The following is a 26,996-nucleotide window of genomic DNA, read 5'->3' as shown; positions in this document are numbered from 1 at the left end:
AGCCGTTCAGGGGCAAGAAACAGGTATGTCCACGGAGCGGAGCGCCGACCCGGCCGCCGATCGACGCGCGAACTACGACTACCGGAGCGACGAGGTCGACCGTCCGGCGCTGGTCGAGGATCTCGAGGAGGTCGTCGACTGCGAGGTGCGCGCCGATTCCTACTCGCGAGAGCTGTACGCGACGGACGCGAGCCCCTACGAGGTGACCCCGATCGCGGTCGCCTTTCCCGAGTCGACCGCCGACGTCGTCGGCATCGTCGAGTACTGCGCCACCCGGGAGATTCCGGTCCTCCCGCGCGGCGGCGGGACGAGCCTGGCCGGCCAGACGGTCAACCGGGCGGTCGTCCTCGACTTCACGCGCCACATGAACGAGATCCGCGAGGTGGATCCGAACGGACGGACGGCGACCGTCCAGCCGGGGACGATCCTCGGGACGCTCAACGAGACGCTCGCGCCGCACGACCTCAAGTTCGCGCCCGACCCCGCCTGGGGCGACAAGAGCGCGATCGGCGGCGCGATCGGCAACAACTCGACCGGCGCCCACTCGCTGCAGTACGGCAAGACCGACGCGTACATCGAGGAGGTCGAGGCCGTCCTGGCGGATGGCACCGTGACGACGTTCGACGAGGTCACGATCGAAGAGATCGCCGATCGGGCCGATCCCGACGGCGACCTCGAAGGCCGGATCTACGCCGAACTGCGGCGCATTCTCGACGAGGAAGCGGACGTGATCGAGGCGGCCTACCCGGATCTCAAGCGCAACGTCTCGGGGTACAACCTCGATCGGCTCGTTGCGGAGGCCCGGGGCGAGACGCTGCCCGGCGGCGAAGAGACGGGCGAGCCGGGGACGGTCAACCTCGCCCGACTCCTGGCGGGCAGCGAGGGGACGCTGGCGATCGTAACCGAGGCGACGGTCTCGCTCGAACCGGTGCCCGAGACGAAGGCCGTTTCCCTGCTCTGTTACCGGGATCTCCACGAGGCGATGAGAGACGTCGAGCCGATCCTCGAACACGACCCCGCGGCGGTCGAGGTGCTCGACGACGTGCTGCTCGACCTGGCGCGCGACACCGCCGAGTTCGGCCCCGTCACCGAGATACTCCCGACGGGGACCAACGCCGTCCTCCTCGTGGAGTTCTACGCCGACGACGCCGACCACGGTCGCGAGCGGGTCGCCGGCCTGCTCGCCGATCGGTGTCCGACGGTCACACCGGAGGGAGCGCCGGCGACAGATGGAGCGGCGGCGGAAGGCGATTCAGACACGAACGGGACGACGAGCGAGCGTGAGATGAACGACGCCGAGACGATCGCGATCGACGCGCTCGAGGCCTACGAGAAGTCCGAGCGCGCCGAACTCTGGAAACTCCGCAAGTCCGGCCTCCCGATCCTGCTCTCGCGGACGACGGACGAAAAGCACATCTCCTTCATCGAGGACACGGCGATCCCGCCCGAACGGCTCCCGGAGTTCGTCGAGCGCTTCGAAGAGATCCTCGAAGCGCACGACACGTACGCCAGCTTTTACGCCCACGCGGGGCCCGGCGTGCTCCACATCCGGCCGCTGATCAACACGAAGACGGAGGTGGGGCTCGACCAACTGCACGGCATCGCGGACGACGTTACCGACCTGGTGGTCGACCTCGACGGCTCCGTCTCCGGCGAACACGGCGACGGCCGGGCCCGCACCCAGTGGAACCGGAAACTGTACGGCGATCGGGTCTGGCGGACGTTCCAGAACCTCAAGACGGCGTTCGACCCCGACTGGCTCTTGAACCCCGGCCAGGTGGTCTTCCGCGAGGACGATCCGACGGACCTCCGCGAGCACCTGCGGTTCGATCCGGACTACCAGTTCGCGGCGGACTTCGAGCCCCGACTCGAGTGGCGGGGGGACAACGGCTTCCAGGGGATGGTCGAGCTCTGCCACGGCTGCGGCGGCTGTCGGGGCGAACAGTCCACGACGGGCGGGGTGATGTGTCCGACCTACCGCGCCAGCCGCGAGGAGATCACGGCCACCCGCGGTCGGGCGAACGCGCTCCGGCAGGCCATGAGCGGCGACCTCGATCCCGACGAGGCCTTCTCGGACGAGTTCATCGAGGAGGTGATGGGGCTGTGTATCGGCTGCAAGGGCTGTGCGATCGACTGCCCGAGCGAGGTCGACATGGCGAAGCTCAAGGCCGAGGTCACCCACGAGTACCACCGACGAAACGGCGCGACCCTGCGCGATCGACTCTTCGCCAACGTCGCGACCCTCTCGAAGTGGGGGTCGGAACTCGCCCCCATCTCCAACGGCTTGCCGAAGCTGCCGGGCGCCCGCACGCTGCTCGAGAAGACCGTCGGCATCGCCACCGATCGGCCGCTGCCGACGTTCCACCCGATCACGTTCCGGGAGTGGTTCGAGCGCCGGGGCGGTTCGCACGTCGATCCGGAGGCGGCCGATCGACGAGTCGTACTCTATCCGGACACCTACACCAACTACAGCCACCCCGAGGCGGGGAAGGCGGCCGTTCGCGTCCTCGAAGCGGCGAACGTCCACGTGACGGTCCCCGACGACCTCGGCGACACGGGCCGGCCGGCGTTCTCGAAGGGCTTCCTCGAAAAATCGCGGGACGCCGCCAGGAAGAACGTCCGCGCACTCGCCCCGCTCGTCGAGGACGAACGCGACGTCGTCGTGATCGAACCCTCCGACGCGGTAATGTTTCAGGCCGACTACCTCGACCTGCTGTCCGGCGACTCCGTCGAACAGGTGGCGAACGCGACGTACGGCGTCTGCGAGTACGTGGACACCTTCCGACTCGACGAGCAGATCGCGTTCGATCGCGAGCCCGAGACGGGTCCGAGCCTGACCTACCACGGGCACTGCCACCAGAAGGCCACCCGCAAGGACCACCACGCCGTCGGCGTCCTTCGGCGCGCCGGCTACGCCGTCGATCCCCTCGACTCCGGCTGTTGCGGGATGGCCGGCAGCTTCGGCTACGAGGCCGAACACGCCTCGATGAGCGACGCGATCGCCGGCATCCTCTACGACCAGGTCGACGAGAGCGCAGGCGATCGGGTCGTCGCGCCCGGGGCCTCCTGTCGCACCCAACTCGAAAATCGACCGGGCGCCGACGAGGAGCCGCCGACGCCGATCGAACTCGTCGCCGAGGCGATGGGGTGAGAATCGACGGAGAACCGGAAGCGAGATCCGGACGCTCGACGCCTATCCGTCGGAATATGATCGATACCGAGTCGATCAGATATCGAACAGCACCAGCACGCCGAACAGCCCGATCGCGATGCCGACGATCCGGGTGAGCGTCACTTTCCAGTCGGCGGGTTCGACGCCGGACGGCGACCGGGTGCTGCCGATCGCGTCCAGTTGCTCCTCGAACCGCGCGACCTTGTACGGCCAGACGGCGCCGGCGATTCCGATCGCGAGAACGAGCGTCCCCAGTATCGGATTGACCATGACCTATCGTTCCGGCGTCACGTAATAGCTTTTCTGTCGGACCGTCGGCGGACCGGCCGAACGCGGCGCGCCGATCGCGCTCAGCGGCCGACCAGTTCCTCGTACCTGGCGCCGGTCTGTTTCAGCGTCGCCGTCGAGTAGAGCCGATCGTGCTCAACGGGGAGGTAGTCGGCGGCGAGTTCGTCGATCTTCGCGTCGACGGCGTCGGGGTCGCGGCCGTGGATCATCGTGAACAGGTTGTACGGCCAGTCGTGCTCGGGGCGGCGCGGCCGGTGGTAACAGAGCGTGACGTACGGGAGGCACCCGACGCGTTCGCCCCAGGCGTCGAGGCGCTCGTCCGGGACGTCCCAGACGACCATGCAGTTCGAGTCGAACCCCGTGACAACGTGGTTGACGACGCAGCCGATGCGCTTGATACAGCCGTTCTCCCGGAGGCGTTCGACGCCCGCGAGCACGTCGTCGACGGGCGCGTCGAGCCGATCGGCGACGTCCGCGTACGGCGTCTTCGAGAGGGGGAAGCCGTCCTGGATCGCGAGCAGGAGGTCGGCCTCGAACGTCGAGAGGTCGCCCGCGGCTTCCTCGCTGATGCGGGTCGCCGAGGCGTCAGTACCGTCTTCCAGGGATTCGCGCGCGAACCGATCGGCGTTGACCACCGGAAACTCGAGATCGATGTAGTAGTCGGTCAGCATCGGCAGGTTCAACACCGCACAGCCGGTTCGCGCCTCGATCTCCGCGAGGATCTCGTCGCGCCGATCGCGCGACCCGGCGGTGACGACGAACCACATGTTCCACTCGTGATCGCGGGCGTAGTTGTGGTTCACCTGCCGGTACTCGTTGACGACCGCGGCGACCTCGTCGAACCGATCGGCGGGGGCCCGGACCGCGGCGAGCGTCGACGAGCCGATCACCGGTGGATTGAGGACGGCGCCGAACCGGCGGATGATCCCCCGTTCCGAGAGGGTTCGAACCCGATCGAGCGCCGCGGACTCGCCGATCCCGAGTTCGGAGCCGACGCGACGGAACGGCCGCTCCGCGATCGGAAACCCGCTCTGGTAGCCGTCGACGATTGCTGCGTCCAAGTCGTCGATCGTCTCGCGCCACTCCCCAGACAGCCTGCTCATTGCCGATGCTAGGGAAACCGGGACCGTATCGTTTTCGGGACCGCGATCGGAGCGACCGGTCGGAGACAGCAGTGGATGCGCAACGTACCGGACACAATCCAGACAGATTCCATATATAGTGTCATATTTGATTGTTCCTGATACAAGTTGCTAAATCGACACTATCGAAGAGCGAACTCGACAGGACTCGTCGTCAACGGAGAGACGAGTGGAGAGTGAAGTACTCGATCGACGCGTAGACGGCGAGTCCGGAGCGGACGTTTCCGATCACGGAAGTTCAGCGCCCCCAGTCGGGTGAATACGCTGTTCTGACGGCGAATGGGGTGTCTGCCACCGAAGCAGAGCCGGATCTCGACGGTCGCCGCGTTCCGCTTGCGCGTCGTCGATCGACGGTCGTGTTGCGATCGATCGTCGTTGCTGCTCGCGATCGGCAATTCGGCTCGTACTGCTGGCGAGAGGCGGCTGACGAACGGACAAAAGCGCGGTCGACGAACGACGGATCACGTAGATGGCGACGGACGACGGATACGGCCATTGATCCACGCGCGTAATCGGTGGGATCGGACCAATTCGCCGATTTTCGTCCGGAAAACCGGTTTTCGACGCTGGTCAAGAGAGAAGCACTTCGGGTGAAAAAATCCGAGGTCGAAATAACAAATATATTTCTATAGTGTATATCTATCTGTAACTAGTTATTTTGGTCCGATCCAGGTTCGCGGACCGTGAGCGAACTCGAACTGGTTTGCGAATCGTGAGGCCTGCGATTCGCACGTCTCGATGCGTAATTCATCCGGGCGCGAGCCGCGAGTAACTGTAACGATTATTACTGTGCGACCCGTTACCAGCATTCATGGAGCTCACCGAGCCGATCGCGATCGAGGGCGACGAGCGGGTACAGATCTACGAGTACGTCGAGGCCCACGGCGCGGTCGATCGGGAGCGGGCGCGGGAGGAACTGTTCCCGGCGGATCCGCCGGGAGACCCGCAGTATACCCGGGCGTTTCAGCACAACGTCGCGATCCTCAAACGCGACGGCTACCTCGAGGAGGGCGACGACGGAACGCTGCGCATCGCGATCGACGTCAAGGCCGAGCGCGAGGAGTTCACGACCGAGGACGTCGACGTCACGATCAGGGCGGCCAGACAGGAGGACCTCGCGGGGATCGTCGGCGCGATGCGCCAGGTCGTCGAGGAGATGACCTACATCGAAGCCGAGACCGTCGCGGACGAACTCGACCACGAGAACGTCCTCCTCCGACACAACGAGTTCGAGTCCCGGATGTTCTTCGTCGCGACCGTCGATGGCGAGGTCGTCGGCTGGGCGCACCTACACGTCCCGAACCTCGAGAAGCTCACCCACACCGCCGAACTCACCGTCGGAATCTTAGAGGAGTACCGCGGCATGGGCATCGGGAGCCAACTCCTCGATCGGGCGCTCGAGTGGGCGCGGGCGAGCGACCACGAGAAGGTCTACCAGAGCGTTCCTTCGACGAACGAGGCGGCGATCGAGTTCTTCGAGGACCGTGACTGGGAGATCGAAGCCGTCCGCGAGGACCACTACAAACTCGAAGACGAGTACATCGACGAGGTGATGATGGCGATCGAGTTGTGAGTACGGACTCGCGTAGAGAATTTTTCCCTGGTCAGCAGCGATCGTGTTTGAGGTTCTGAAGGGAGTGCCAACACAACGAAAGCCCCTAGCGTTAGCGGCGCTATGCGCCGTCCGCTCGGGAGAGCTTTGCTCTCGAGTCGGTTCGCTCGTTGTGCTCCTCACTTTGTTCCAGTGCTTACTTCGCGCTCCTTCCCCGAAAGCGTCAGCCCCTTTCATCCCCACCCGTGCCGGCTGACCGGGGTGCCACCGCGGGTGGGAATAAAAGGGGCTTTCGTGGTGTTCATGGACACAGATCTCGTTACGTAAGATCGCGTCGCGTAGTCGCTCTCCGATACCGGAAACGGGACGCTTTTGCACGGTCCCTCCGAACCCCCGCACATGGCTCAGGCATCTCAGGAGTTCGGCGAGTGGCCGCTGAAGCGGCTGATGACCGAAGTCGTCGGCTCCGGTCCCAAGTCGGCCGGCGACATGACCCGCGAGCAGGCTCGTGAAGCCTTCCGACGCATCCTCGCTGGCGAACCCGACGAGACGACCCTCGGCGCCTTCTGGCTGGCCAACCGGTGGAAGCGCAACAACCCCGAGGAACTGGCGGCCTTCGCCGACGTCATGCGCGGGGAGTCGGTCGTGACCGCCGAACCCGACTGCGATCCGATCGACTGCGGCGCGAACTACGACGGCAAGCACACCTCCGCGCTGCTCGGCGTCGGGGCCGGCCTCGTCGCCGCCGCCGCCGGTACGTCCGTCGTCGTCCACTCCGGCGATCGCGTCCCGACGCAGAAGGCGACGGCGTACAAGCACGTCCTCGACGAACTCGGCGTCCGGACCGAACTCGATCCCGAGGAGAGTGCCGACATGGTCGACGAGACCGGCTTCGGCTTCTACTACCAGCCCGCGTTCAACCCGGGGATCCACGACCTCTACGATCGGCGCGACCAGATGGGCGTGCGGACGTTCGTCAACACGATCGAGACGGTCGCCAACCCCGCGAACGCCGACGTCCACCTCGGCTCGTTCTACCACCTCGCGTTCGCGAAGAAGATGAGCGATCTCATCGACGAGAGCGCGGAACTCGACTACTCGCGCGCCATCTTCTTCCAGGGGATGGAGGGCTACGACGACATCCGCCCCGGCTACACGAAGGTCGCCGAGTGGGACGCGAGCGAGACGAGCGGCGACAGCCTCGACGACTACGAGATCGAGACCGCCGAGTACGGCATGGAGATGGAGAGCGACGATCTCGCGGTCGACGACGTGACGGTCGACTCCGCGACGATCACCGAGGACGTGCTCGCCGGCGATCGCGAGGATCACTTCGCCGACGCGATCGCGGTAAACGGCGCGTTCCGGATGTACGCCCGACAGGACGTCGACAGCCTCGAAGAGGGGCTCGAACGGGCACGCGAAGCTATCTCCGACGGCAGCGCCGAGGCAGTGCTCGACGACCTGCGCGGGTTCTGAAACGCGACGATCGAGCCCCGTTCCGGTCGTCGGCTTCGACTTCGTGCCCGGAAGCCGAGCCAACGGTCTCGTTGGTCACCGCGCAGTTCGAGATCGGTCGATCGCGAACGGCTCGATTCCATGTCGGACCGATCGCTTCTCTCGGCGCCGATCGTCGCCTTCAGGCCAACTCATTAAGTGCGTGCTTGGTAATCTCATCGCATGGTGTCTGACGACGAGCGTATCATCCGTCTCCTCGCGGAGACCCGGAACCGAGACATCTTATCGATCCTCAACGATGCCGCTCGGTCGCTCACCGTCACCGATCTCGCCGAACGGCTTGTTGCGCGCGGCGACACCGGGATCGACGCCGCCGACGAGAACGCGCTCGAACGGGTAGTCCTCTCGTTACACCATAAAACGCTCCCGACGCTCGACGACGCCGGCCTGGTCAGCTACGACCCGGCCGAGAACGTCGTATCGTACGAAAACTACCCGTCGGTCGTTTCCGAACGGCAGGAACTGGACGCGTTCGATGAACTGCTCTCGTACTTCCGACCGACGGCCGGCGCGGCAGATGACACCATCGGCGTCGTAGAAGGACGCGAAGACGCGATCGAATACGGGCGATTCCTGGCCGACGAGGCCGAGAACGAACTGTTCTGTATGTACGTCAGTACCGACCTCCTCGAAGACGAGTGTATCCGCCGCGCACAGAACGCGATCGACTCCGGCGTGGAGATGTACATCGGCTCGCACAACGCAGAGGTTCGCGATCTCGCGCGAGAACGACTCCCGGAGGCGACCGTCTGGGAACCGCAGTTCGACTGGGTGACCGATCCCTCACGGTATCCGATGGTCGGCCGATTCGTATTCGCCGATCGCGAGAAGATCATGCTTTCCGTACTGGACGAGCCGGACACCGATAGCGAGACGGAGGTAGCGATCGTCGGAGACGGCAAGGATAACCCCTTGGTCGTTCTCGTCCGCGAGCTGTTGGGGTCGCGGCTCGATCACCTCGATTACCAGAACGAAGACCTGCTGGATCAGCTCCCGTTCGAACCATGACGAGGATACCGTACACCGACGGCGGCTCCGACTTCGACGCTTCGGATCCCACTTCCGAGCTATCCGCCGCTCCCGGCGAGGACGAAACGCCGAGCATCGTCGTCGTACGGGCCGTCGCGACGCTGACGAACACGTCGCCGATCGATCTCGACCCCCTGTACCACGCGATCGATCCCGACCACCTGGACAGAGTCGTTCAAAGCGCTGACGAATCAGCCGTCCGGATGGAGATCTCGTTTCGCTACCAGGGTTGCGAGGTGACCGTGACGGAAGACGAAATCCGCGTTCGAACGGCGTTTTAAGCCGCGTGATGCGATCTTCCTTCGGTACGGACCGCCTCCCTACTGGACGAGCGGTTCCGCGAGGTTCCGATCGGGGAGGGGCGCTCCCTCGCCGCGCGAACGCCGTCGATCGGGAGCCGAACCGATCGGTACCGATCTAGACCCCGACGTGCTAGCCGATCGAGCGCTCGGCCGGTAGAGCTTGCCGACCAACCCTGATGCGATAAGACACCAATGTTCGTCCTTCGGGCCGTTTCAACGAACAGAATTTGCATGTGATGTCTAAATGATGAACGAATTTATGTATCGGTCACCCGATCACAGTAGTATGCGACTCGAAGGCGAGACAGCGCTTATCACGGGTGCGGCTTCCGGCATCGGTCGGGCGACGGCCGAACGGTTCGCCGAGGAGGGCGCGAGAGTGATCGTGACGGACATCGACAGCGACGGCGGCGAGGAGGTCGCCGCGAGCCTGCGGGATGCGGGTGCGACGGCGACGTTCTACGACCTCGACGTCACCGACAGCGACCAGTTCCACGCGGTCGTCGACACGGTCGCAGAGGAGTACGGGCTCGACATCGTCGTCAACAACGCCGGGACGGGCCACCCCTCCGCCCGACTGGAGGACACCGACGACTCGATGCGCGATTTCGTCATCGACGTCAACGTCAAGGGCGTCTGGAACGGCTGTCACGCCGCCCTGCCGCACATGAAGGAGCAGGGATCGGGCGCGATCGTCAACGTCGGCTCGCTGGCGAGCCTCCTCGGACTCCCCAAGCAGGCGGCCTACTCGCTGAGCAAGGGCGCCGTGTTGAACCTGACCCGAGCGATCGCCGCCGAGGCGGGACCGTACGGCGTCCGCGCCAACACGGTCTGTCCCGGCTTCACGGACACGTCACTGCTCGAGCAGTACCTCGCGATGCAGGACGATCCCGACGCCGCCCGCGAGGAGATGGCCGCGGAGTACCCACTCAAACGCCTGGGCGAACCCGAGGAGGTCGCCGACGCGATCCTGTTCCTCGCGAGCGACGAGGCGTCGTTCGTCAGCGGACACGGTCTGGTCGTCGACGGCGGATTCTCGACCTGTTGAGCGGGCGGCGCGGCGGAACGCGATCGACGCGATCTCGGGATCCGAGATCCCGGATTCAGCACCTCGTTCGGGGCACGGCGGCCGCCCGATCGATACTATCAACTAGCTGTTCTGTGTAGGTTCGCCGAGTGACAGCGTACGATACGGTGATATTCGACAGCGACGGGGTGCTGGTCGAACCGCCAGCCTACGAGACGCAAGCCGAGGCGACCAGAGCCGCGTTCCGGGCCGTCGGGATCGAGGACGTCGATCGGCAGTCCGTCGACGACGTCGTCGCCGGTGTGACCGTCGACCGACTCCGCGAGATCTGCGTGAGCTACGACCTCGACGAGACGACGCTCTGGGAGGCGCGCGAAGACCACGACGAGCGATCGCAGTTCGAGCGATTCAGGGCCGGCGATCGAACCCGCTATGACGACGTCGTGGCGATCGCAGATCTCGATGAGGCCTGCGGCGTCGTGAGCAACAACCACCACAGCACGATCGAGTTCGTCCTGGACTTCTTCGACCTGGAACCGCTGTTCGGCACCTACTACGGTCGCCCGAAGACGATCGAAAGCCTCGAGCGGAAAAAGCCCGAGCCGTACTACCTCGAGCGGGCGCTCGACGACCTCGACGGCGAGTCGGCGCTGTACGTCGGCGACAGCGAGAGCGACGTGATCGCGGCCCGTCGGGCCGGCCTCGACTCGGCGTTCGTCCGCCGATCGCACTGCCGCGACGCGGTACTCTCGACGACGCCGACGTACGAGGTGACGACGCTGCACGAGATCGCCGACCTGGTGGCCGACTGAGCGATCGCGGGGCGGGGTCGCCGATCGGGGACCGGAGCCATCGCCGATCGAACGGACGAGTCGTCGATCGACGGCAGGGCCGTCGTCGATCGATTCCGGTCGGAGCGAATCCCGTCGAAACGGGTCTCGTCGAAGCGAATGCAGTCAAAACGGTGCTCGTTGGGGCGATTCGCGGCGGAACTCGATTCCCCGGAGCGTCATCCGTCGCGGACCTCCGCCACGCTCGCGAGTTGATCGCCCGCGGTGACCGTCGCTTCCTTCGTGAGCGCATAGAGCAGGCCGTCCCGATCGGCCGTCGCTGTCTGTACCTCCCGGTACGTGGTCGGATCGTAGACCGTTCCGAGCTTCGCGCCGTCGGGGACGAACTGGCCGACATCGAGCGACGGCTTCGGGCGGAACAGCCCCGACTCGCCGGCGGTCACCTGTCCGAGGTGGTTCCGGGCGATCGTCGGCTCCCGATCGGAGGGCTCGCCGGGAAGCATCCCGAGGTGGCGGCAGACGTCGAGCAGCCCCGCCACGCCGTTCTCGACGACCTCCTCGACGATCTGCTTGTTGTAGGCGAGTTCGGGCGTGATCGACGGGATTCCCTCCGTCGCGGCGACGACGCGGAGCTTTCCCGCGAACCCGCGCCGATGCCACGCCTCCGGCGCGTCCTCGTCGGCCGGTTCGGAAAGCAGGAGGTCGGTCCCGAACGCTTCGGCGATCGCGCGGGAGCGGTCGTCGCCCTCGAGGTAGACGACGTGCGGGAGCATGTCCGGGCTGCCCGTGTGCAGGTCGACCACGGCGTCGGCTCGCTCGACGTACGCCCAGAGCCGAGCGGCCATCCGCTGGTGGAGACTCCCCGTCGAATCGCCCGGCCAGACCCGATTCATGTTGGGGTTGATGCTGTCGAATTCCTCCGGGAGCGTGTAGGAGACGCGATCGAAAGTGAGCGGATTCGCCACGGGAACGGCGACGATCGTCCCGGCCAGCGAGTTGAGAGGAAGGCGATCGTGAAAGCGCCGCAGGGTCTCGGTACCGTTGATCTCGCGGCCGTGCTGGGCCGCCTGGAGGTAGAGCGTGGGGCCGTCGTCGGGACCGCGGTAGATGTGGACGGTCGTCGTGAGTTCGACGCCCGAGGGGAGTCGCGCGAGCGTCACCGACTCGGCAGTGTGGGACCCGGAATTCATGGACGGGCCTACCACGTCCCGCGGTATGTACCTGCGGGCGAAACCCAGCAGATGGAGACAGGTACCGTCGTGGATCGACGATCGTTTGTAGGAGTGTTCGTCATCGATTCGGGGTCGAGAGCGCACGCTCCGATCGATACTCACGATCGGCGTGAGACTGATCGAGACCACTACCGTTTTCACCCGTCCGGTCGACGCGGGGGTATGGGCAACGTAACTGCGACCCTCCACACGAACAGGGGCGACATCGAGGTCGAACTCTATGACGAACGCGCGCCGAGCACGGTCGACAACTTCGTCGGGTTGGCTACGGGCGGCAAGACCTGGACCGACCCCGAGACGGGCGAGGAAGTCGAGGGCGAACCGCTGTACGACGACGTGGCTTTCCATCGCGTCATCGACGACTTCATGATCCAGGGCGGCGACCCGACCGAAACCGGTCGCGGCGGCCCCGGCTACCAGTTCGACGACGAGTTCCATCCCGAACTGCGCCACGACGACGAGGGCGTTCTCTCGATGGCCAACTCCGGGCCGAACACCAACGGCTCGCAGTTCTTCATCACGCTCGGACCGCAACCCCACCTCGACGATCGCCACTCCGTCTTCGGGAAAGTGACCGACGGCATGGACGTCGTCCGCGAGATCGGCAACGTCGACACCGATCCGAACGATCGACCCCGTGAGGACGTCGTCCTCGAGTCGGTCTCGGTCGACTACGAGTAATCGCGGCTCGGTTCAGTTCGGTTTCTGCCGCGGAACAAAACGGCGTCGAGGCCGTCCCGTATCGCGGCGATCGCTACGCCTCGGGCCGCGAGACGAACATCCGCTCGCCGTCGGGCATGACGGGTTCGTCGAACCCGTGCGTGACTTCACCACTCGGGAAGAATCCGACGACCGCGGCGGGTTCGTCCCCGACGTTCGTGATTCCGTGGGGGACGTTCGGCGGAACGACCGCCATCTCGCCCGCCGATAGCTCGCCGTCGTCGCCATCGCCGACGGTGACCGCGACGGTGCCGGCGATCGCCAGCAGCACCTCCTCCTCGCTGTCGGTGTGGCGGCCGATGCGCTTGCCCGGATCGACCTCGAAGTAGACGACGACGAGATCGCCGGCGGAGACCTCGCTGGCCCCCGGCGTTCCCGCCGTGAGGGGAAGGGTGTCCCGCCACCGAACGGTCTCGTCGGAGTCGTACCACGCGTCACCCAGCTCGAGCCGTGAGAGATCGACCGTCTTCATGCTGCATCACCGGTGAGAGGGAGGCGAGGAGATAGCATAACGCTTTCACGCACGCGGCGACGCGCCGAACGAGCGGACCCGTTCGCGCCGCGATTGCGACGAAGGGGCGGGGATTCGCTGCGGTCGCGATCGGAAGGGCGGAAACGCGCCGCGATCGGAGCGTCGATCGCCGGATCCGATCGCGGCGCGTTTCCGCCAGAGATATTTTACCGACTGGGGCACTCTACTGAGCTAGAATGGGATCGTCTTCGCCCACGGATCTCCCTCTCTCGACGCGGGTTCGACGACAGGAAGCGATCGCCGAACTCGGCCAGCAGGCACTGGAGACGGACGGTCTCGACGAACTGCTGTCCGAGGCGGCGACGATCGTCGTCGAGACGATCGAGAGCGACTACTGCGGCGTCTTCGAGGTGCTCCCGGACGGGAACGAGAGTGTCCTTCGAGCGGGGACCGGCTGGCGCCCGGGGCTCGTCGGATCGGCGACGGTCTCCGCGACCCGGGGCTCGCCGATCGGCGACGCGCTCCGCGCCGAGGAGCCGGTTGTCGACGATCTGTGCGCCGACGATCGGGATACCGAGACCGCGTTGCTCGCCGATCACGGCGTCGAACGCGGCGTCAGCGTGCCCATCGGCCCGGCCGACGAGCCGTGGGGCGTTCTGGGCGCGTACTCGACGGCGAACCGGGAGATCGAACGAGCCGACACTGCGTTCGTCGAGCGCATCGCCGATGTCCTCGGGTCGGCGATCGAAAACGAGCGGGCGCAAAGCGAGCGCGAGGAGATCTTCGAACGGATCTCCGACGCCGTCTTCGCGCTCGACGAGGAGTGGCGATTCACGTACCTCAACGACCGCGCCTACGAGTTGATCAACCCCGACGATCGGCCGCTGCTCGGGACCCGCATCTGGGAGACGTTCCCCGACGCGACCGATCGACGGTTCGAGTCGGCGTACGAGCGCGCGATGTACGAACAGGAACCGGTCTCGTTCGAGGAGTACTATCCCGAGCCGCTGGACGCCTGGTTCGAGGTGCGCGCCTACCCGTCGGAGACGGGGTTGTCGGTGTACTTCCGCGACATCACCGACCGAAAGGAGCGAGAACGCCGGCTCGAAGAGGCCGAGCAGCGATACCGGACGCTCGTCGAGCACTTCCCGAACGGGGCCGTCGCGCTCGTGGACGAGGATCTCCGGTACGTCACCTTCGGCGGCACGCCGGTAGGAGAGACGGACGTGACGAGAGCGGACCTCGAGGGGGCCTCACTTCGAGATGTGCTGCCGCCACACCTAGAGGACGTCGTCGTCCCCCACTACGAGGCGGCGCTCGACGGGACAACGGCCAGATTCGAGCGCGTGATCGACGATCGAACCTACCAGTTCCACTTCGTTCCGGTTCGCGACGACGACGGGAAGATCTTCGCCGCCATGGGGATGTCACAGGACGTCACCGAGCGGATCGAGGCCAAGCGAAACCTCGAGCAGTCCGAGCAGCGCTATCGGACCCTCGCGGAGTACTTCCCGAACGGGATCGTCACCCTGTTCGATCGCGACCAAACCTACACGCTAGCAGCCGGGCGCGGCTTCGCGGACATCCCCGTCGAGCCAGCCGATCTCGAGGGGCAGCGGTTCGACGACGTCTGGCCCGACGAGACCGCCGCCACGCTCGAGCCCGCCTTCGAGGCCGCACTCGACGGCGAGGAGGAGTCGATCGAACTCGCGTACGCCGGCCGGGAGTGGATCCTCCACGCGGTCCCGATCACCGACGAGGACGGCGACGTCTTCGCCGGAATGACGATGGCACAGGACATTACGGAGCAGAAAGAGCGCGAGCGATACCTGCAGGACGCCAAGTCCCAGCTGGAGGCGGCGACCGAAGCCGGCGCGGTTGGCACGTGGGAGTGGGACGTCCAGGCGGACGAGATGGTCGTCGGCCCGTCCTTCGCCAGAACGTTCGGCGTGGACCCGGCAGCGGCCCGCGAGGGCGTTTCGCTCGATCGGTTCATCGAGGCTATCCACGAGGACGATCGCGATCGCGTCGTCGCACAGATCGAGCACGCCGTCGAATCCGGGGGCGAGTACGAGTCCGAGTACAGGGTCTGGAACGACGACGGCGAACTCCGGTGGGTCGTCGCTCGCGGCCGCGTCGAGTGCGACGAGGAGGGAAACCCAGTCACGTTCCCCGGCGCGCTCACCGACATCACGGAGCGCAAGCGGGCCGAACTGGAGTTGCAGCGGAACAAGGACCAACTTGAGTCGCTCTTCGAGATCCTCCCCGTCGGCGTCGTCGTCGCGGACGGGGACGGACGTCTCGTCGAGGCCAACGACACCGCGAGGGAGATCTGGGGCGGAGCGGTGTTCGACGCCGAATCGATCGAGGAGTACGAAAAGTACCCGGTGACGTGGGCGGACTCGGGCGAGCGCGTCGAATCCGAGGGAATGACCCTGGCCCGCGTCCTCGGGGGAGAGGAGGTCACCGATCCCGACATCTTCGAGATCGAGGCCGCGGACGGCGAGCGCCGAATCATCAGGGCGGAGGGGATGCCGGTCCGAAACGAGGACGGCGAGGTGACCCGAGGCGTCGTCACGATCACGGACATCACCGAACGGCGGGAGAACCAGCGAAAGCTCGCGGAGAGTGAGCGCCGGTACCGGACGCTCGTCGAGCACTTCCCGAACGGGGCCGTCGGATTGTTCGACGAGAACCTGCAGTACCAGGCCGCCGGCGGATCGGCCTTCGACGAGATCGGCGCCGACGCGGAGACGGTCGTCGGACAGACCCTTCAGGAGCGGTATCCGCCGGATATCGCCGCCCAACTGGAACCCCGGTTCAGAGCCGCGCTCGAAGGGGAGACGAACGCGTTCGAACTCTCGATTCACGACCGAGACTGGGTGGCGTACACCGTCCCGATCGGGGACGACACGGACGAGATTTCCAGGGGGATGATCCTCGTCCAGAACGTGACCAAGCAGAAGAGACGGGAACGAGCGCTCCGCGAGCGCGAACGCAGCCTCGAGCGGTACAAGAAGTACACTGACGACATCCTCGACGCCATCGAGGACGTATTCTACGTCATCGACGAGGACGGCTCGCTCCAGCGGTGGAATCGGAGCCTGAGCGAGGTTACCGGCTACACGGACGAGGAAATCGCCTCGATGAGCCCGCGTTCGTTCTTCGACGACGACGATCGAGAATCGATCGGGGCGGCGTTCCGCGAGGGCTTCGAGACGGGATCGGTCAGCATCGAACTCGACGTCTACACGAAAGACGGCGACGCCATCCCCTTCGAGTTCGTCGCGTCCAGGCTCGAAGATCCCCTGGGAGACACGATACTCGCCGGCATCGCGCGCGACGTGACCGATCGCGTCGAGCGCCAGCGCGCGCTCGAGGAGTCGGAACGGCGCTACCGCACGTTGGCCCAACACTTCCCGAACGGGGCCGTCGGCGTGTACGACCGCGATCTCGAGTACACGCTCGCCGCAGGGGCCGAACTCGGCGAGACGCTCCCCACCGCCGACCGGCTCGAGGGCGACCGAATGCCCGAGATCTTCCCCGCGGAGGCGGTCGCGGATCTCGAACCGCTGTTCCGCGCGGCCGTCGAGGACGGCGAGACCGGCAGCGTCAAGACGACGTTGGAGGGTCGCAACTGGCGCGTGTGGGCGACCCCGCTGCGCGATTCCGACGGCGAGATCTTCGCCGGATTGAGTTTCGCTCAGGACGTCACTGAACGCACGGAGTACCAGCGGAAACTCGAGGCGTCGAACGAACGCCTCGAGCAGTTCGCCTACGCCGCCTCCCACGACCTCCAGGAGCCGCTGCGGATGGTCACGAGCTACCTCCAACTCATCGAGCGTCGGTACGGCGACGCCCTCGACGCGGACGGCGAGGAGTTCCTCGCGTTCGCCGTCGACGGCGCCGATCGGATGCGCGAGATGATCGACGGATTGCTCGAGTACTCACGGGTCGAATCGCGCGGCGATCCGTTCGAGCCGATGGATCTGAACGCGATCCTCGAGGACGTCCTCGCGGACCTCCAGCTCCGCATCCAGGAGAGCCGCGCGGAGATCACGGCCGAGGACCTTCCCCGGGCGACGGGCGACGCCAGCCAGGTGCGGCAGGTCTTCCAGAACCTGCTCGAGAACGCGATCACCTACAGCGGCGACGAGCCCCCGCGCGTCCACGTCAGCGCGGAGCGACCAGACGGGGACGCGGAGTGGGTGATTTCGGTCCGCGACGAGGGCATCGGCATCGATTCGGCCGACCAGGACCGTGTGTTCACGATCTTCGATCGCCTCCACAACCACGAGGAGTACGAAGGGGCCGGGATCGGACTGGCCCTCTGCGAGCGGATCGTCCAGCGCCACGGCGGCGAGATCTGGGTCGAGTCCGAACCCGGCGCGGGCTCGACGTTCTCGTTCGCGCTGCCCGCCGCGGACGATCGGGAAGGGTGAGCGAGCGCCACGAGACGGTGGTGCGACGGACCCGTTCGCCGCGCGCTACGGAGCGCTCCCGTCGGCGAGCGTCCACGCGAGATCGATCGGGGCTGTGACGGCCGCAGTCGCCCGCGCGAGGAAGGAGCGCGTCGAGAGGCGCGGCATCTTCGCTTCCCCACGCCGTTCGTCCGGCCCCATCCGCAAATCGCCGGAGACGCATCGGTTTAGGATCCTCGGGGCGTGGACGTTCGTATGAGCTGGACCGCCACCGACGTTCCCGATCAAACCGGACGAACGATCGTCGTCACGGGCGCCAACAGCGGCATCGGGCTGGAAGCGACCCGCGAACTCGCGCGCAACGGTGCGACGGTGATCATGGCCTGCCGGGACGTCGATCGCGGCGAACGCGCCGCCGCGGACGTCCGAAGAGACGTCACCGACGCCTACCTGCGCGTCGAGGCGTGCGATCTGTCGAACCTGGAGTCGATCCGGGCGTTCGCGGACCGCCTCGGCGACGAGCCGATCGACGTCCTGATCAACAACGCCGGCGTCATGGCGATCCCGCGATCGGAGACCGCGGACGGCTTTGAGACGCAGTTCGGCGTCAACCACCTCGGACACTTCGCGCTGACGGGACTGGTGCTCTCGAACCTGCTCGCCGAGGACGGCGGTGGCGGCGAGGACGACGATCGGGGACGAGAACGGGAGCAGGAGGCGCGGATCGTCACCGTCTCCAGCAGCATGCACGAGCGCGGCGCGATCGACTTCGACGACCTGCACGGCGAGCGATCGTACGGTCCGTGGGGTTCCTACGCGCAGTCGAAGCTGGCCAACGTGCTCTTCGCCTACGAACTCGAGCGACGGCTCCGCACCGCGAACGCGAACGCGAAGAGCGTCGCGGTCCACCCGGGCTACGCGGCCACCAACCTCCAGGTCCGCGGCCCGGAACAGTACGGCCAGCGAGTTCGGAAAGCCTTCTCGAGGGTACTGAACGCGGTGGTCGCCCAGTCGGCCGAGCAGGGTGCGCTGCCGACCCTGTACGCCGCGACCGCGCCCGACGTCGAGGGCGGCGCGTATTACGGCCCCGACGGGATCGCGAACATGCGCGGCGCACCCGAACGGCAGGCGTCGTCGGATCGGTCGTACGATCGCGAAACGGCCCGTCGTCTCTGGCGGATTTCGCGCGATCTGACCGGCGTTGAGTACGAGCTACCGAGACCGAAAGTCGAGGATCGGCCCGCGTAATCCGTCGCCTTCTCGATCGGCCGATCGTAACGCGAAAGACGACGCGGGCCAACGGATACGTAATGAGCGACGACGAGGGCGTCCAGCGCGCCAGCGACGTCGGGTCGGCCGACGCGCCGCCGATCGAGGAAAAGCCCTACAAGATCATCTTCGAGGCGAACAAGTGCTTCGGCGCGGGCAAGTGCGCCGAGGTCAGCGACAACTGGGAGATGTCGATCGCCTCGGGAATGGCCAAGCCGAAGCAGTACTTCATCGCCGAGGAGGACCTCAAGCACAACGTCCGCGCGGCGGAGATCTGTCCGGCGAAGAAAGACGAGGGGTGTATCCACGTCGTCGATCGGCGGACGGACGAGGAGATCGCGCCCGATCCGCACGGCGACGGGACGCTGAGCGTCGACTGGTAGTCGGTGCCGCGTGCTCGCGACGCACATCGAAACGCACATTCCGCGGGGCCGACTACCAACGACTGCGTTTTCGCGCGAGGGTAGCCAAGCAGGCCAACGGCGGTGGGCTTAAGACCCGCTCCCGTAGGGGTCCGAGGGTTCAAATCCCTTCCCTCGCATGTCACCGCGAACACTCGTGAGCGGCGACTGCGAGAAGAGGAATTTGAACGACGCGAAACGCAGCGCGAACGGAGTGAGCGACCGTCTCGAGGTGGTTCAAATCCCTTCCCTCGCATACGCGGCTCTCACGAATGTTCGAGTCGGTCTGCGAGGCGGAGGCCGGGGTTCTGCGAGCGACTCGCGAGCGGCGAGAATCGACCGTGAACCGCATGTCCGTGCGAACGGTCCGCTCCGCCATCGATCACGACCCGCCTTAACGGCAGCGGTGGTACTCGCAAGTGCCAACAGACGTAGGCGGAGTCGCTTTGTCCGTCAGCCTCGACTATCGAAATAAGCACCGGTATGGAACAAACGGAGGCGTTCTGGATCCTCGCAAGCGTCGATCGCCAGCTCCTGCTCCACGAGTTACTCGAGCACGAGGGGACGGCGCCGATCGACGGTCTCTCGCGACAGGTGGCCGCTCGGCGCCACAGCGTCGCCTCCGAGAAGATCGACGACGGGACGATCGACCGCGCTCGCATCCGGTTGGTTCATTCGCACCTGCCACGGCTGGAGGAAAAGCGCGTGATCGACGTCGATTGGGACGACGAAGCGGTGTCGCTCACCCGCGACGAATCCGTCGCGCAGCTGCTCGAAGCCGCGACGGAGTTGGAGAGTTGGCCGCCGACCGATCTGTTCGATCGGCCGTCCCGATAGTCGACGCGCGAGCCGCGAACGACGATCGAATTCTGCCTTTCCGGTCCGCGTCGAACCGTCGACGAACGAGCGCGAGCGACGGACTGCGACGCGGATCAGCGGTACAGCCCGGCGCGGAGGAACGCGCCGCGGAGCAAGACCAGTACGGGGATGATCTCTAAGCGTCCGATCCACATGTTGACGAGGAACATCAGTTTTGCCGGGATGGGCATCTCCGGGCCGGTGATCCCGGCGGAGAGACCGACCGTGCTCTGGGCACTCATCACCTCGAAGAGCGCGTACTCGACCCGAACGTCCGTCGGCAGCGTCGCCAGCAGGACGGCGAGACCGATCGCAAGAAAGACGACCCAGAGGACGAGGACGATCGCCGCCTCCTCGAACTCCCTGCTCGCCTGCGTTTCGTCGAGCGAGCGATCGCCGATCCGGAGGTAGCGCACCGCGGAATCCGGGGTGAACACGCCGGCGATCCGCCACCGGGTCCCCTTCACGAGGGTGATCGCGCGGATGAGTTTGATCCCGCCGACCGTCGACCCGGCGGCGGCGCCGGTCAGCATCCCGGCACAGAGGAGCAGCGTGGCGTCCGCGGTCCAGATCTGTTCCGCACCGTCGCCGATCGCCGTCGTGCCGAAGCCGGCGTTCGACGTGGCGGAGACGAACTGGAAGAGGCCGTATCGAAACGACTCCTCTACAGTATCGTAGGTCCCGCGGAGGGTGAGCACCGCCGTCAGGACGATCGAGCCGAGGCCGAACCAGATGAAGACCCATCGGGTCTGGAGATCCGTATAGAGGTTCTTCAGTTCGCCTTTGAAGATCAGGTAGTGGATCGGGAAGGCGATGCTGCCGGCGACCATCACCGGGACGACGGCGTACTCGATCAGCGGGCTGTCGTAGTAGCCGATCGAGTCGCTCCAGATGGAGAACCCGCCCGTCGAGATGCCGGTCATCGCGTGGTTGATCGCGCCCCAGGGTTCCATCCCGGCGGCGAAAAACAGCGCGATTCCCCCGATCGTGAGCACGAGGTAGATCTTCCAGATCTCGTGCACCGTCGAGACGACGCTCGGGTGGATCTTCGTCGATCGGGCCTCGCTCTGGTAGAGCGTGAGCGAGCCGCTGCCCGGCCGCGCGAGGACGGCGACCGTCAGCACGATGACGCCGACACCGCCGATCCATTCGGTGAACGATCGCCACCACTGCATGGTCGCGGTGAGATCTTCCTCGGCGTAGGCCATCGTCAGTCCCGTCGAGGTGAAGCCGCTGAGACTCTCGAAGACCGCGTTCAGCGGATCGCGGAAAGCCGAGATCGTCTCGGTCAGCGGCGGCGTATTCGCCCAGGCCGGGAACGGATCGACGGCGACCGTCCACGCGACGAGGAGCAACGGCAGCCCGCCGAGCACGCCGACGACGGCCCACGCGCTGGCCGCGATGAGCATCCCGTGGAGCTTGTCCGGTTCGGGCGCGTCGAGGAAACGGCGGGTCGCGCCGACGCCGATCGCGAGCATCGCGAGCCCCGACAGTACGAGGGCCGGAACGGCGTAGTACTCGCCGTGAATCAGTGCGACGGGGATCGAGACCAACGGCATGAGGGCGACGATCTGTACGATCCGGCCGACGTCCCGTCCGACCGTCCGAAACCGCACGCGCATCACTGATCCCCGGTGAACGCCGCGACGGCGTCGGACAGGGCCGTGTCGTCGGTGAACACCGTCACCTGGTCGCCCGCGTGGATCGTCGTTTCTCCCCTCGGCGCCCGAATTTCGCCGTCGCGCTCGAGCGCGACGACGAGACACCCTTCGGGAAGGATACCGGTTTCACGGGCCGCCGAGAGGCGCTGCCCGCTCATCGGCGCATTCACGGTAACGGTCAGTTCGACCAGTTCCGTCTCCTCGTCGAGCTCGACGAAGTCGCTGACGTTCGGGTAGCGGACGGAGTGATAGAGGTGGTCCGCGATCAGCCGTTGCGGGTTCTCGATCATGCTGACGCCGATCTTCTCGAAGACGGGCAGGTTCTCGGGATCGTGGACGACGCTGACGAGGTTCGGCACGTCGTGTTCCTGCGCGAGCAGCATCACCATGATGTTGACGGCATCGATGTCCGTCGTGGAGATGACGGCGTCCGCGCGATCGATCTCGGCGTCCCGAAGCGTGCCGTGGTTCGTCGCGTCGGCGTTGAGCACGAGACAGTCGTACTCGGCCGAGATGGCGTTCGCACGTTCTTCGTCGTTCTCGATGACGACGACGTTGTTACCGTCGCCAACGGCGAGATCGATTAGATTTGAGCCGATGCTTCCCGCGCCGACGATGATGAGGTACATACTGGATGCTGGAGTGCGGTCAGTCGTAATCGTTGGAGTCGATTCGGACGAACGCGCCGTCGCGTTCGCGGGCTGTCTGCGGTGGAACCGGATCTGCGTCGGAGACGCCGTCGACGCGCGGCCGCCGATCCGCGGCCGCGTCCGGAGACACCCGCGCGTCGGTCCCGCCACCCTGCGCCGCCGACCCCGGTTCCGCAGGCTTCGTCATATCCACTGATTCAGCAATATAAAGGTATTCTCACTTTCGATTCGCTATCCGATATCGAAAGCGCCCCGCGAACGCGATCGGACGGGATCGCCGAACGGGGATCGGGAGCAGTAGACGCCGATCCGCCCCCGTCAGGGCCGGGGTCCACCCGCTGTCGAGAACCAGCGCGTGCTACCCCGGTTCGGGAAAAGCGGCATCGAATCTGGCACATGTTTTACTCGCTCGGTCCCTTTCGATACCTGTGAACGCTGCTCCCGAGATCCGTCGAGCGACCCGCGGCGACGCGGCGGCGATCGCCCGCTGTTACCGACGGGCGTACGCGACGGCGGTCGACTTCGGCTATCGAACGCGGCTGACCGACGTCGACGCGGAGACGGTCGCATCCTGGCTCTCGGACGGACTCACGTTCGTCGCCGAAGACGGCGGCGAGGTGATCGGCACGGTGCGACTGCTCGGCGAATCGGTGCCGACCGTCGAACGCCTCGCTGTCGTTCCGGACCGACAGCGCGAGGGCACCGCGACGCGGCTCCTCGATCACGTCGAGACGCTCGTCGGCGATCGCGGCGGCGAGCGCCTGCGGCTCACGACGTTCGCCGACCACCCGTTCCTGCTCGAGTGGTACGAGCGCCGCGGCTACGAGCCGATCGACTGCTCCGAGGAGAGCGCCTTCACGTTCGAGTTCGTCCTGCTGGAGAAACCGCTCGATGCCGCGCCCGACCGGACTACAAACGACCGGACCGCTCTCGATCGATCGCGATCGGACGGGTCGGCGTCGACGTAGTCTCGAGTCGACCGTCGGGCACCTCGCGGCCGGCCCCGATCGGCTGACGAGAGCGAGCCGAACTCACCGCCGCGGATTCGCGTTCGGCAACGCGAACCCGGCCGCCAGATAGATCACGGCGCCGGCGAGGGCCGCTCCGCCCAGACCGATCGGGAGCGCGACATCGGCGAGCTGGGTCGCGAGCACGAGCAGCCCCGTGACGGACAGCGCGAATCCGGCGGCGAGTCGGTGGAGCCCGCGAACCGGGTTGCTCCCGTCGGGGGACTCCATCGTCCCGGATCCGTCGTTTTCCTGGGCGTTCAGCATCACCGGAAGGAGCAGGTAGATCCCGCCGCCGACGAAGACGCCGGCGAGCCCGCCGACGATCGGATCCCCGAGCGCGACCTGTCCGACGATCGCGAACATGACGACGTCGAACGCGCCGACCGCCGCGGCGAGCAACTCGGGAGAGATCGGGCCGTCCTCGATCGACGCCTGAGACGCGTCGTGCGTGGTGTCCATGGTAGTGGTGGACGGTACTCAGCGCCGCCAAATATATTTTATCCAAACAATCTGTGCGAAAACGAACGCGCTGGCACTCACTCGAAATCGGTCCCTGACGGCGATTTCGAGAACGTCGAGAGGTACGCCGGCGGCACCTCGTCGGTCGTGTACGTCTCCGCGCCTCGCTTCGCGATTCGGCGGCCGTCCGCGAGCAGTCCGGCAGCGTCGACGACCAGCGCGACGGGGGCGCTCGCGTGGCGCCGTCCGACTCGTCGGGCGACCTCGGGGCTCCCCGAGAGGTGAACGTGCTGGCGCGACATCGGCCGGAGGCCCGACGTCCGGATCGACGCGAGGGCTTCCGGGTCGGTTCCGTGGTACAGTTCGTCCGGCACCGGCGCGTCCGTCGGTTCGAGGTCGACGTCGATCGAGTGGCCGTACGCGGCCCGGACGCGACCGCGATCGTCCCCGTCCCGATCGGCGCCCTCGGCGACGCCGTCGCCACCGTCGACGTCGGCTCGCTCGAATCGCCCCTTCGGATCCGTCGCGATCACCGCCGCGACGTGATCCGCGGTAGCCCAGTCGTACCTACGCTCGACCGCGGCGACGAGGTCGCCGTACGCCGTCCAGGCCCGATCGTCCAGTTCCAGCCCGACGTCGTCGGGGAAGTGCCGGAGCGCGCCGCTCGTGAACTTCGAGAGCCGCCGACGCTGGGTTCCCGACAGCAACTGCGCACCCGGCGCGTTGCAGACCGGGCACCGTTCTCGTTCGCCGCCGAACGAACCGTGGTCCGCGCAGGTTCGGATCGGGTCGGTCACGGGTGACGTTCGTCGCTCGAGCGGAAAAGGACGACGAACGACCCGTCGATCGGGGCGATCGCAGCGAGCAGGTCGACGGCGACGGTCGATCTCCAGGCCGTCCTACTGCCCGGTCCGGAACGACAGATCGAGCGACGGCGCCGAGTGCGTGAGCGCCCCCATCGAGATGACGTCGACGCCCGTCGCGGCGTAGTCGGCGACGGTCTCGATCGTGATCCCGCCGCTGGCCTCCGCGAGCACCGCGTCGTGTCCGTCGTCGCGAAGTCGATCGACGGCCGTCCGCGTCTCGTCGGGGCTCATGTTGTCGAGCAGGACGACGTCCGCGCCCGCGGCGGCGGCCCGCGGCGCATCGTCGACGGTCTCGACCTCGACGTGGATCTTCGTCGCGAACGACGCCCGCGCCTGAAAGCGGTCGATCGCCCCTTCCAGCCCCAGCTCGGCGACGTGGTTGTCCTTCACCATCGCCATGTGCGAGAGGTCGAGCCGGTGAGTGTCGCCGCCGCCCGCGACGACGGCGCGCTTCTCGAGACCCCGGAGTCCGGGCGTCGTCTTGCGGGTCGCCGCGATCCGGACGTCGTCGGATTCGGTGCGGGCTCGATCGACCGCTTCTCGCGTCCGCGTCGCGATCCCCGAGGCGTGCCCCGCGAGATTCACGGCGATCCGTTCGCCCCGAAGGACTTCCCGGGCGGGCCCCTCGACGCGGAGGAGTTCGTCCCCGGGATCGATCTCCGTCCCGTCGTCGAGGGCCTCGAGCACGCCCACGTCGAGATACTCGAACACGGCGCTTGCGGCCTCGAGGCCCGCGGCGGTGCCCGGCTCGTTGGCGACGAGCGATCCGATCGTCTCGCCAGGAACGTCGTTCGTCACGTCGTGGTGACCGACGTCTTCCCGGAGCCAGCGTTCGATCTGTAACGAGGTGATCATGCGGTTCGTTCGCCGCTGGGGTCCCGGATCGAATAAACCCGCCCGTTTCCGGCCGCCGACCGCGTCGCCGAGAATCAGGAAAACGTGACGCTCAGACTGCAGAAACAGTTACGTCGATCATTGCCCTGTCTCTGTCATGATCGATACGCTTCTCGACTCGCTCTCTTCGCTGTTCGAGGGAGTTCCCCCCTGGCAGGCGACCGCGCTCCTGGTGGGGTTCTCGCTCGGGCTGGCGGTGGTACTCGAAGTCGTCGTCCTCCGAACCCTGCTGCGGTACACGGGCCGAACGGAGACGGAGTACGACAACATCCTCGTCCAGGAGCTCCGGGCGCCGATCGTGGTGACGGCCGCGCTGGCGGGCGTCTACGTGCTCACACAGCTCACGGCGGTCAACGAAAACGTCCTGCTCACGCCCGACCAACTCGATACGTTCTTCGGCAAGCCGTCGCTGTCGATCATCGTCGTCGCCTGGGCCTTCGCCTCGAACCGGGTCGTCAACCGATTCGTCGAGGAGGTCAAGGACAAGGGCTCGCGGTTCGACTTCGCGCCCGTCTTCTCCAACGTCTGGACGTTGATCGTGTTCGTCGGCACGATCGGGATCCTGCTGTCACTGTGGGAGTACAGCATCTCGCCGCTGCTCGGCGCGGCCGGCGTCGCCGGCATCGCCGTCGGGTTCGCCGCCCGGGACACCGTCGCCAACTTCTTCGGCGGCATCGCGCTGTACTTCGACGACACGTACAAGCTGGGCGACTACATCGAACTGGACACGGGAGAGGCCGGGACCGTCGTCAAGGTCGGGGTCCGATCGACGACGCTGATGATGCGCGACGAAGTGCTCGTCACCGTCCCCAACGCGTCGCTGAACGCCACGAGGGTGATCAACCAGTCGGCGCCCCAGCGTCGGAAGCGGCTCAAAGTGCCGATCGGGGTCGCCTACGGGACGGACGTCGACGCCTTCGAGGAACTCGTCCTGGAGATCGCGGACGAAGAGTCGCTCGTCCTCGACTCGCCGCGACCGCGGATGCGATTTCGCGCGTTCGGCGACTCGGCGCTCGAATACGAACTCCTCTGCTGGGTGGCCTCGCCGATCCGGGAGAAGAAGGCGCAGCACCGACTCAACCGGGCGATGTACAAGGAACTGACCGCGGCGGACGTCGAGATCCCGTTCCCACAGCGGGAGGTCACGCTGCAGCCGGCGAACGCAGAGGGAGGTCACGACGATGCGGCGTCCGCGACGTCGATCGCGGACGGGGCGAGCGCGATCGGTTCGGAACGACGGTCCGCGTAGCGGGACGATCGGT

At 66.3% G+C, this 26,996-nt stretch carries 24 protein-coding genes and 1 tRNA gene; 15 read left to right on the top strand and 10 right to left on the bottom strand.

What is annotated here, in order from left to right; translation table 11 throughout:
- The first annotated feature begins 25 nt into the window (after positions 1 to 25).
- Positions 26 to 3,151 (top strand): FAD-binding and (Fe-S)-binding domain-containing protein, encoded by a 3,126-nt coding sequence (locus tag MUH00_RS10220; RefSeq protein WP_246998124.1) that lies wholly within the window; start codon positions 26 to 28, stop codon positions 3,149 to 3,151.
- 75 nt (positions 3,152 to 3,226) lie between these two features.
- On the opposite strand, the gene MUH00_RS10215 is transcribed toward MUH00_RS10220, so the two are convergent.
- Positions 3,227 to 3,442: a DUF6199 family natural product biosynthesis protein gene (locus MUH00_RS10215; protein ID WP_246998122.1), complete on the bottom strand. Its 216-nt coding sequence runs from the start codon at positions 3,440 to 3,442 to the stop codon at positions 3,227 to 3,229.
- 80 nt (positions 3,443 to 3,522) lie between these two features.
- Positions 3,523 to 4,563, bottom strand: a complete 1,041-nt coding sequence (ahbB, locus tag MUH00_RS10210; protein ID WP_246998120.1) for a siroheme decarboxylase subunit beta — start codon at positions 4,561 to 4,563, stop codon at positions 3,523 to 3,525.
- 850 nt (positions 4,564 to 5,413) lie between these two features.
- Here ahbB and MUH00_RS10205 point away from each other — a divergent pair.
- From MUH00_RS10205 to MUH00_RS10180, 6 genes are all read left to right on the top strand, one after another.
- A complete protein-coding gene (locus MUH00_RS10205) occupies positions 5,414 to 6,175 on the top strand; it encodes a GNAT family N-acetyltransferase (RefSeq protein WP_246998118.1) in 762 nt (253 codons plus the stop codon).
- A gap of 378 nt (positions 6,176 to 6,553) precedes the next feature.
- Positions 6,554 to 7,633, top strand: coding sequence for an anthranilate phosphoribosyltransferase (locus MUH00_RS10200; RefSeq protein WP_246998116.1), 1,080 nt, complete (start codon positions 6,554 to 6,556; stop codon positions 7,631 to 7,633).
- 201 nt (positions 7,634 to 7,834) lie between these two features.
- Positions 7,835 to 8,680: a DUF7344 domain-containing protein gene (locus tag MUH00_RS10195; RefSeq protein WP_246998114.1), complete on the top strand. Its 846-nt coding sequence runs from the start codon at positions 7,835 to 7,837 to the stop codon at positions 8,678 to 8,680.
- Entirely contained in the window at positions 8,677 to 8,982 is a 306-nt protein-coding gene (locus MUH00_RS10190; RefSeq protein WP_246998112.1) for a HalOD1 output domain-containing protein, read from the top strand. The genes MUH00_RS10195 and MUH00_RS10190 overlap by 4 nt, the downstream gene beginning before the upstream one ends.
- Positions 8,983 to 9,289: 307 nt before the next feature.
- Positions 9,290 to 10,051, top strand: a complete 762-nt coding sequence (locus MUH00_RS10185) for an SDR family NAD(P)-dependent oxidoreductase (protein WP_246998110.1) — start codon at positions 9,290 to 9,292, stop codon at positions 10,049 to 10,051.
- A gap of 128 nt (positions 10,052 to 10,179) precedes the next feature.
- A complete protein-coding gene (locus MUH00_RS10180) occupies positions 10,180 to 10,842 on the top strand; it encodes an HAD family hydrolase (RefSeq protein ID WP_246998108.1) in 663 nt (220 codons plus the stop codon).
- A 197-nt stretch (positions 10,843 to 11,039) separates the two neighbouring features.
- On the opposite strand, the gene MUH00_RS10175 is transcribed toward MUH00_RS10180, so the two are convergent.
- A complete protein-coding gene (locus MUH00_RS10175) occupies positions 11,040 to 12,011 on the bottom strand; it encodes a succinylglutamate desuccinylase/aspartoacylase family protein (RefSeq protein WP_246998106.1) in 972 nt (323 codons plus the stop codon).
- A gap of 204 nt (positions 12,012 to 12,215) precedes the next feature.
- On the opposite strand from MUH00_RS10175, the gene MUH00_RS10170 reads away from it, so the two are divergent.
- On the top strand, positions 12,216 to 12,734 hold the full coding sequence (locus tag MUH00_RS10170) for a peptidylprolyl isomerase (protein ID WP_246998104.1): 519 nt from the start codon (positions 12,216 to 12,218) through the stop codon (positions 12,732 to 12,734).
- A gap of 73 nt (positions 12,735 to 12,807) precedes the next feature.
- On the opposite strand, the gene MUH00_RS10165 is transcribed toward MUH00_RS10170, so the two are convergent.
- Positions 12,808 to 13,245, bottom strand: coding sequence for a cupin domain-containing protein (locus tag MUH00_RS10165; protein ID WP_246998102.1), 438 nt, complete (start codon positions 13,243 to 13,245; stop codon positions 12,808 to 12,810).
- A gap of 236 nt (positions 13,246 to 13,481) precedes the next feature.
- On the opposite strand from MUH00_RS10165, the gene MUH00_RS10160 reads away from it, so the two are divergent.
- From MUH00_RS10160 to MUH00_RS10140, 5 genes are all read left to right on the top strand, one after another.
- Positions 13,482 to 17,687, top strand: coding sequence for a PAS domain-containing protein (locus MUH00_RS10160; RefSeq protein ID WP_246998100.1), 4,206 nt, complete (start codon positions 13,482 to 13,484; stop codon positions 17,685 to 17,687).
- Positions 17,688 to 17,921: 234 nt separating this feature from the next.
- Positions 17,922 to 18,914 (top strand): oxidoreductase, encoded by a 993-nt coding sequence (locus MUH00_RS10155; protein WP_246998098.1) that lies wholly within the window; start codon positions 17,922 to 17,924, stop codon positions 18,912 to 18,914.
- Positions 18,915 to 18,976: 62 nt separating this feature from the next.
- Positions 18,977 to 19,318 (top strand): ferredoxin, encoded by a 342-nt coding sequence (locus tag MUH00_RS10150; protein ID WP_246998096.1) that lies wholly within the window; start codon positions 18,977 to 18,979, stop codon positions 19,316 to 19,318.
- Between the two features lie 74 nt (positions 19,319 to 19,392).
- A tRNA-Leu gene (locus MUH00_RS10145) sits at positions 19,393 to 19,476 on the top strand.
- 343 nt (positions 19,477 to 19,819) lie between these two features.
- Positions 19,820 to 20,173 (top strand): DUF7344 domain-containing protein, encoded by a 354-nt coding sequence (locus MUH00_RS10140; RefSeq protein WP_246998094.1) that lies wholly within the window; start codon positions 19,820 to 19,822, stop codon positions 20,171 to 20,173.
- Positions 20,174 to 20,268: 95 nt separating this feature from the next.
- On the opposite strand, the gene MUH00_RS10135 is transcribed toward MUH00_RS10140, so the two are convergent.
- From MUH00_RS10135 to MUH00_RS10125, 3 genes are read right to left on the bottom strand one after another with little or no spacing between them, the layout of a single operon-like run.
- Entirely contained in the window at positions 20,269 to 21,816 is a 1,548-nt protein-coding gene (locus MUH00_RS10135) for a TrkH family potassium uptake protein (RefSeq protein ID WP_246998092.1), read from the bottom strand.
- Complete coding sequence (locus MUH00_RS10130; RefSeq protein ID WP_246998090.1) at positions 21,816 to 22,484, bottom strand: potassium channel family protein; 669 nt, start codon at positions 22,482 to 22,484, stop codon at positions 21,816 to 21,818. Before MUH00_RS10130 ends, MUH00_RS10135 begins: the two co-directional genes overlap by 1 nt.
- Before the next feature lie 19 nt (positions 22,485 to 22,503).
- Positions 22,504 to 22,692: a hypothetical protein gene (locus MUH00_RS10125; protein WP_246998088.1), complete on the bottom strand. Its 189-nt coding sequence runs from the start codon at positions 22,690 to 22,692 to the stop codon at positions 22,504 to 22,506.
- A 241-nt stretch (positions 22,693 to 22,933) separates the two neighbouring features.
- Here MUH00_RS10125 and MUH00_RS10120 point away from each other — a divergent pair, with 241 nt between their 5' ends.
- A complete protein-coding gene (locus tag MUH00_RS10120) occupies positions 22,934 to 23,473 on the top strand; it encodes a GNAT family N-acetyltransferase (protein ID WP_246998086.1) in 540 nt (179 codons plus the stop codon).
- A gap of 63 nt (positions 23,474 to 23,536) precedes the next feature.
- On the opposite strand, the gene MUH00_RS10115 is transcribed toward MUH00_RS10120, so the two are convergent.
- From MUH00_RS10115 to nadC, 3 genes are all read right to left on the bottom strand, one after another.
- Complete coding sequence (locus tag MUH00_RS10115; protein WP_246998084.1) at positions 23,537 to 23,974, bottom strand: hypothetical protein; 438 nt, start codon at positions 23,972 to 23,974, stop codon at positions 23,537 to 23,539.
- Between the two features lie 77 nt (positions 23,975 to 24,051).
- Entirely contained in the window at positions 24,052 to 24,771 is a 720-nt protein-coding gene (locus tag MUH00_RS10110; protein WP_246998082.1) for an RNA 2'-phosphotransferase, read from the bottom strand.
- A 102-nt stretch (positions 24,772 to 24,873) separates the two neighbouring features.
- Complete coding sequence (gene nadC / locus MUH00_RS10105; RefSeq protein WP_246998080.1) at positions 24,874 to 25,695, bottom strand: carboxylating nicotinate-nucleotide diphosphorylase; 822 nt, start codon at positions 25,693 to 25,695, stop codon at positions 24,874 to 24,876.
- A gap of 136 nt (positions 25,696 to 25,831) precedes the next feature.
- On the opposite strand from nadC, the gene MUH00_RS10100 reads away from it, so the two are divergent.
- On the top strand, positions 25,832 to 26,983 hold the full coding sequence (locus MUH00_RS10100; RefSeq protein ID WP_246998078.1) for a mechanosensitive ion channel family protein: 1,152 nt from the start codon (positions 25,832 to 25,834) through the stop codon (positions 26,981 to 26,983).
- The last annotated feature ends 13 nt before the right edge of the window (positions 26,984 to 26,996 follow it).

The sequence above is a fragment of the Halosolutus gelatinilyticus genome, from assembly GCF_023028105.1.
In the GTDB taxonomy this organism is placed as follows: Archaea; Halobacteriota; Halobacteria; order Halobacteriales; family Natrialbaceae; genus Halosolutus; species Halosolutus gelatinilyticus.
Note: the sequence above shows the minus strand (reverse complement) of the source record. Positions and strands in the feature narration are given on the sequence as shown.

Excerpts from the sequence above, each read along its gene's own strand:
- MUH00_RS10100 (WP_246998078.1), top strand. The coding sequence starts at position 25,832 with ATGATCGATACGCTTCTCGACTCGCTCTCTTCGCTGTTCGAGGGAGTT.
- MUH00_RS10200 (WP_246998116.1), top strand. The coding sequence starts at position 6,554 with ATGGCTCAGGCATCTCAGGAGTTCGGCGAGTGGCCGCTGAAGCGGCTG.
- MUH00_RS10215 (WP_246998122.1), bottom strand. The coding sequence starts at position 3,442 with ATGGTCAATCCGATACTGGGGACGCTCGTTCTCGCGATCGGAATCGCC.
- MUH00_RS10175 (WP_246998106.1), bottom strand. The coding sequence starts at position 12,011 with ATGAATTCCGGGTCCCACACTGCCGAGTCGGTGACGCTCGCGCGACTC.
- MUH00_RS10155 (WP_246998098.1), top strand. The coding sequence starts at position 17,922 with ATGAGCTGGACCGCCACCGACGTTCCCGATCAAACCGGACGAACGATC.
- MUH00_RS10150 (WP_246998096.1), top strand. The coding sequence starts at position 18,977 with ATGAGCGACGACGAGGGCGTCCAGCGCGCCAGCGACGTCGGGTCGGCC.
- nadC (WP_246998080.1), bottom strand. The coding sequence starts at position 25,695 with ATGATCACCTCGTTACAGATCGAACGCTGGCTCCGGGAAGACGTCGGT.
- MUH00_RS10115 (WP_246998084.1), bottom strand. The coding sequence starts at position 23,974 with ATGGACACCACGCACGACGCGTCTCAGGCGTCGATCGAGGACGGCCCG.
- MUH00_RS10160 (WP_246998100.1), top strand. The coding sequence starts at position 13,482 with ATGGGATCGTCTTCGCCCACGGATCTCCCTCTCTCGACGCGGGTTCGA.
- MUH00_RS10170 (WP_246998104.1), top strand. The coding sequence starts at position 12,216 with ATGGGCAACGTAACTGCGACCCTCCACACGAACAGGGGCGACATCGAG.
- MUH00_RS10205 (WP_246998118.1), top strand. The coding sequence starts at position 5,414 with ATGGAGCTCACCGAGCCGATCGCGATCGAGGGCGACGAGCGGGTACAG.
- MUH00_RS10165 (WP_246998102.1), bottom strand. The coding sequence starts at position 13,245 with ATGAAGACGGTCGATCTCTCACGGCTCGAGCTGGGTGACGCGTGGTAC.
- MUH00_RS10220 (WP_246998124.1), top strand. The coding sequence starts at position 26 with ATGTCCACGGAGCGGAGCGCCGACCCGGCCGCCGATCGACGCGCGAAC.
- MUH00_RS10190 (WP_246998112.1), top strand. The coding sequence starts at position 8,677 with ATGACGAGGATACCGTACACCGACGGCGGCTCCGACTTCGACGCTTCG.
- ahbB (WP_246998120.1), bottom strand. The coding sequence starts at position 4,563 with ATGAGCAGGCTGTCTGGGGAGTGGCGCGAGACGATCGACGACTTGGAC.
- MUH00_RS10195 (WP_246998114.1), top strand. The coding sequence starts at position 7,835 with ATGGTGTCTGACGACGAGCGTATCATCCGTCTCCTCGCGGAGACCCGG.
- MUH00_RS10130 (WP_246998090.1), bottom strand. The coding sequence starts at position 22,484 with ATGTACCTCATCATCGTCGGCGCGGGAAGCATCGGCTCAAATCTAATC.
- MUH00_RS10125 (WP_246998088.1), bottom strand. The coding sequence starts at position 22,692 with ATGACGAAGCCTGCGGAACCGGGGTCGGCGGCGCAGGGTGGCGGGACC.
- MUH00_RS10140 (WP_246998094.1), top strand. The coding sequence starts at position 19,820 with ATGGAACAAACGGAGGCGTTCTGGATCCTCGCAAGCGTCGATCGCCAG.
- MUH00_RS10185 (WP_246998110.1), top strand. The coding sequence starts at position 9,290 with ATGCGACTCGAAGGCGAGACAGCGCTTATCACGGGTGCGGCTTCCGGC.
- MUH00_RS10135 (WP_246998092.1), bottom strand. The coding sequence starts at position 21,816 with ATGCGCGTGCGGTTTCGGACGGTCGGACGGGACGTCGGCCGGATCGTA.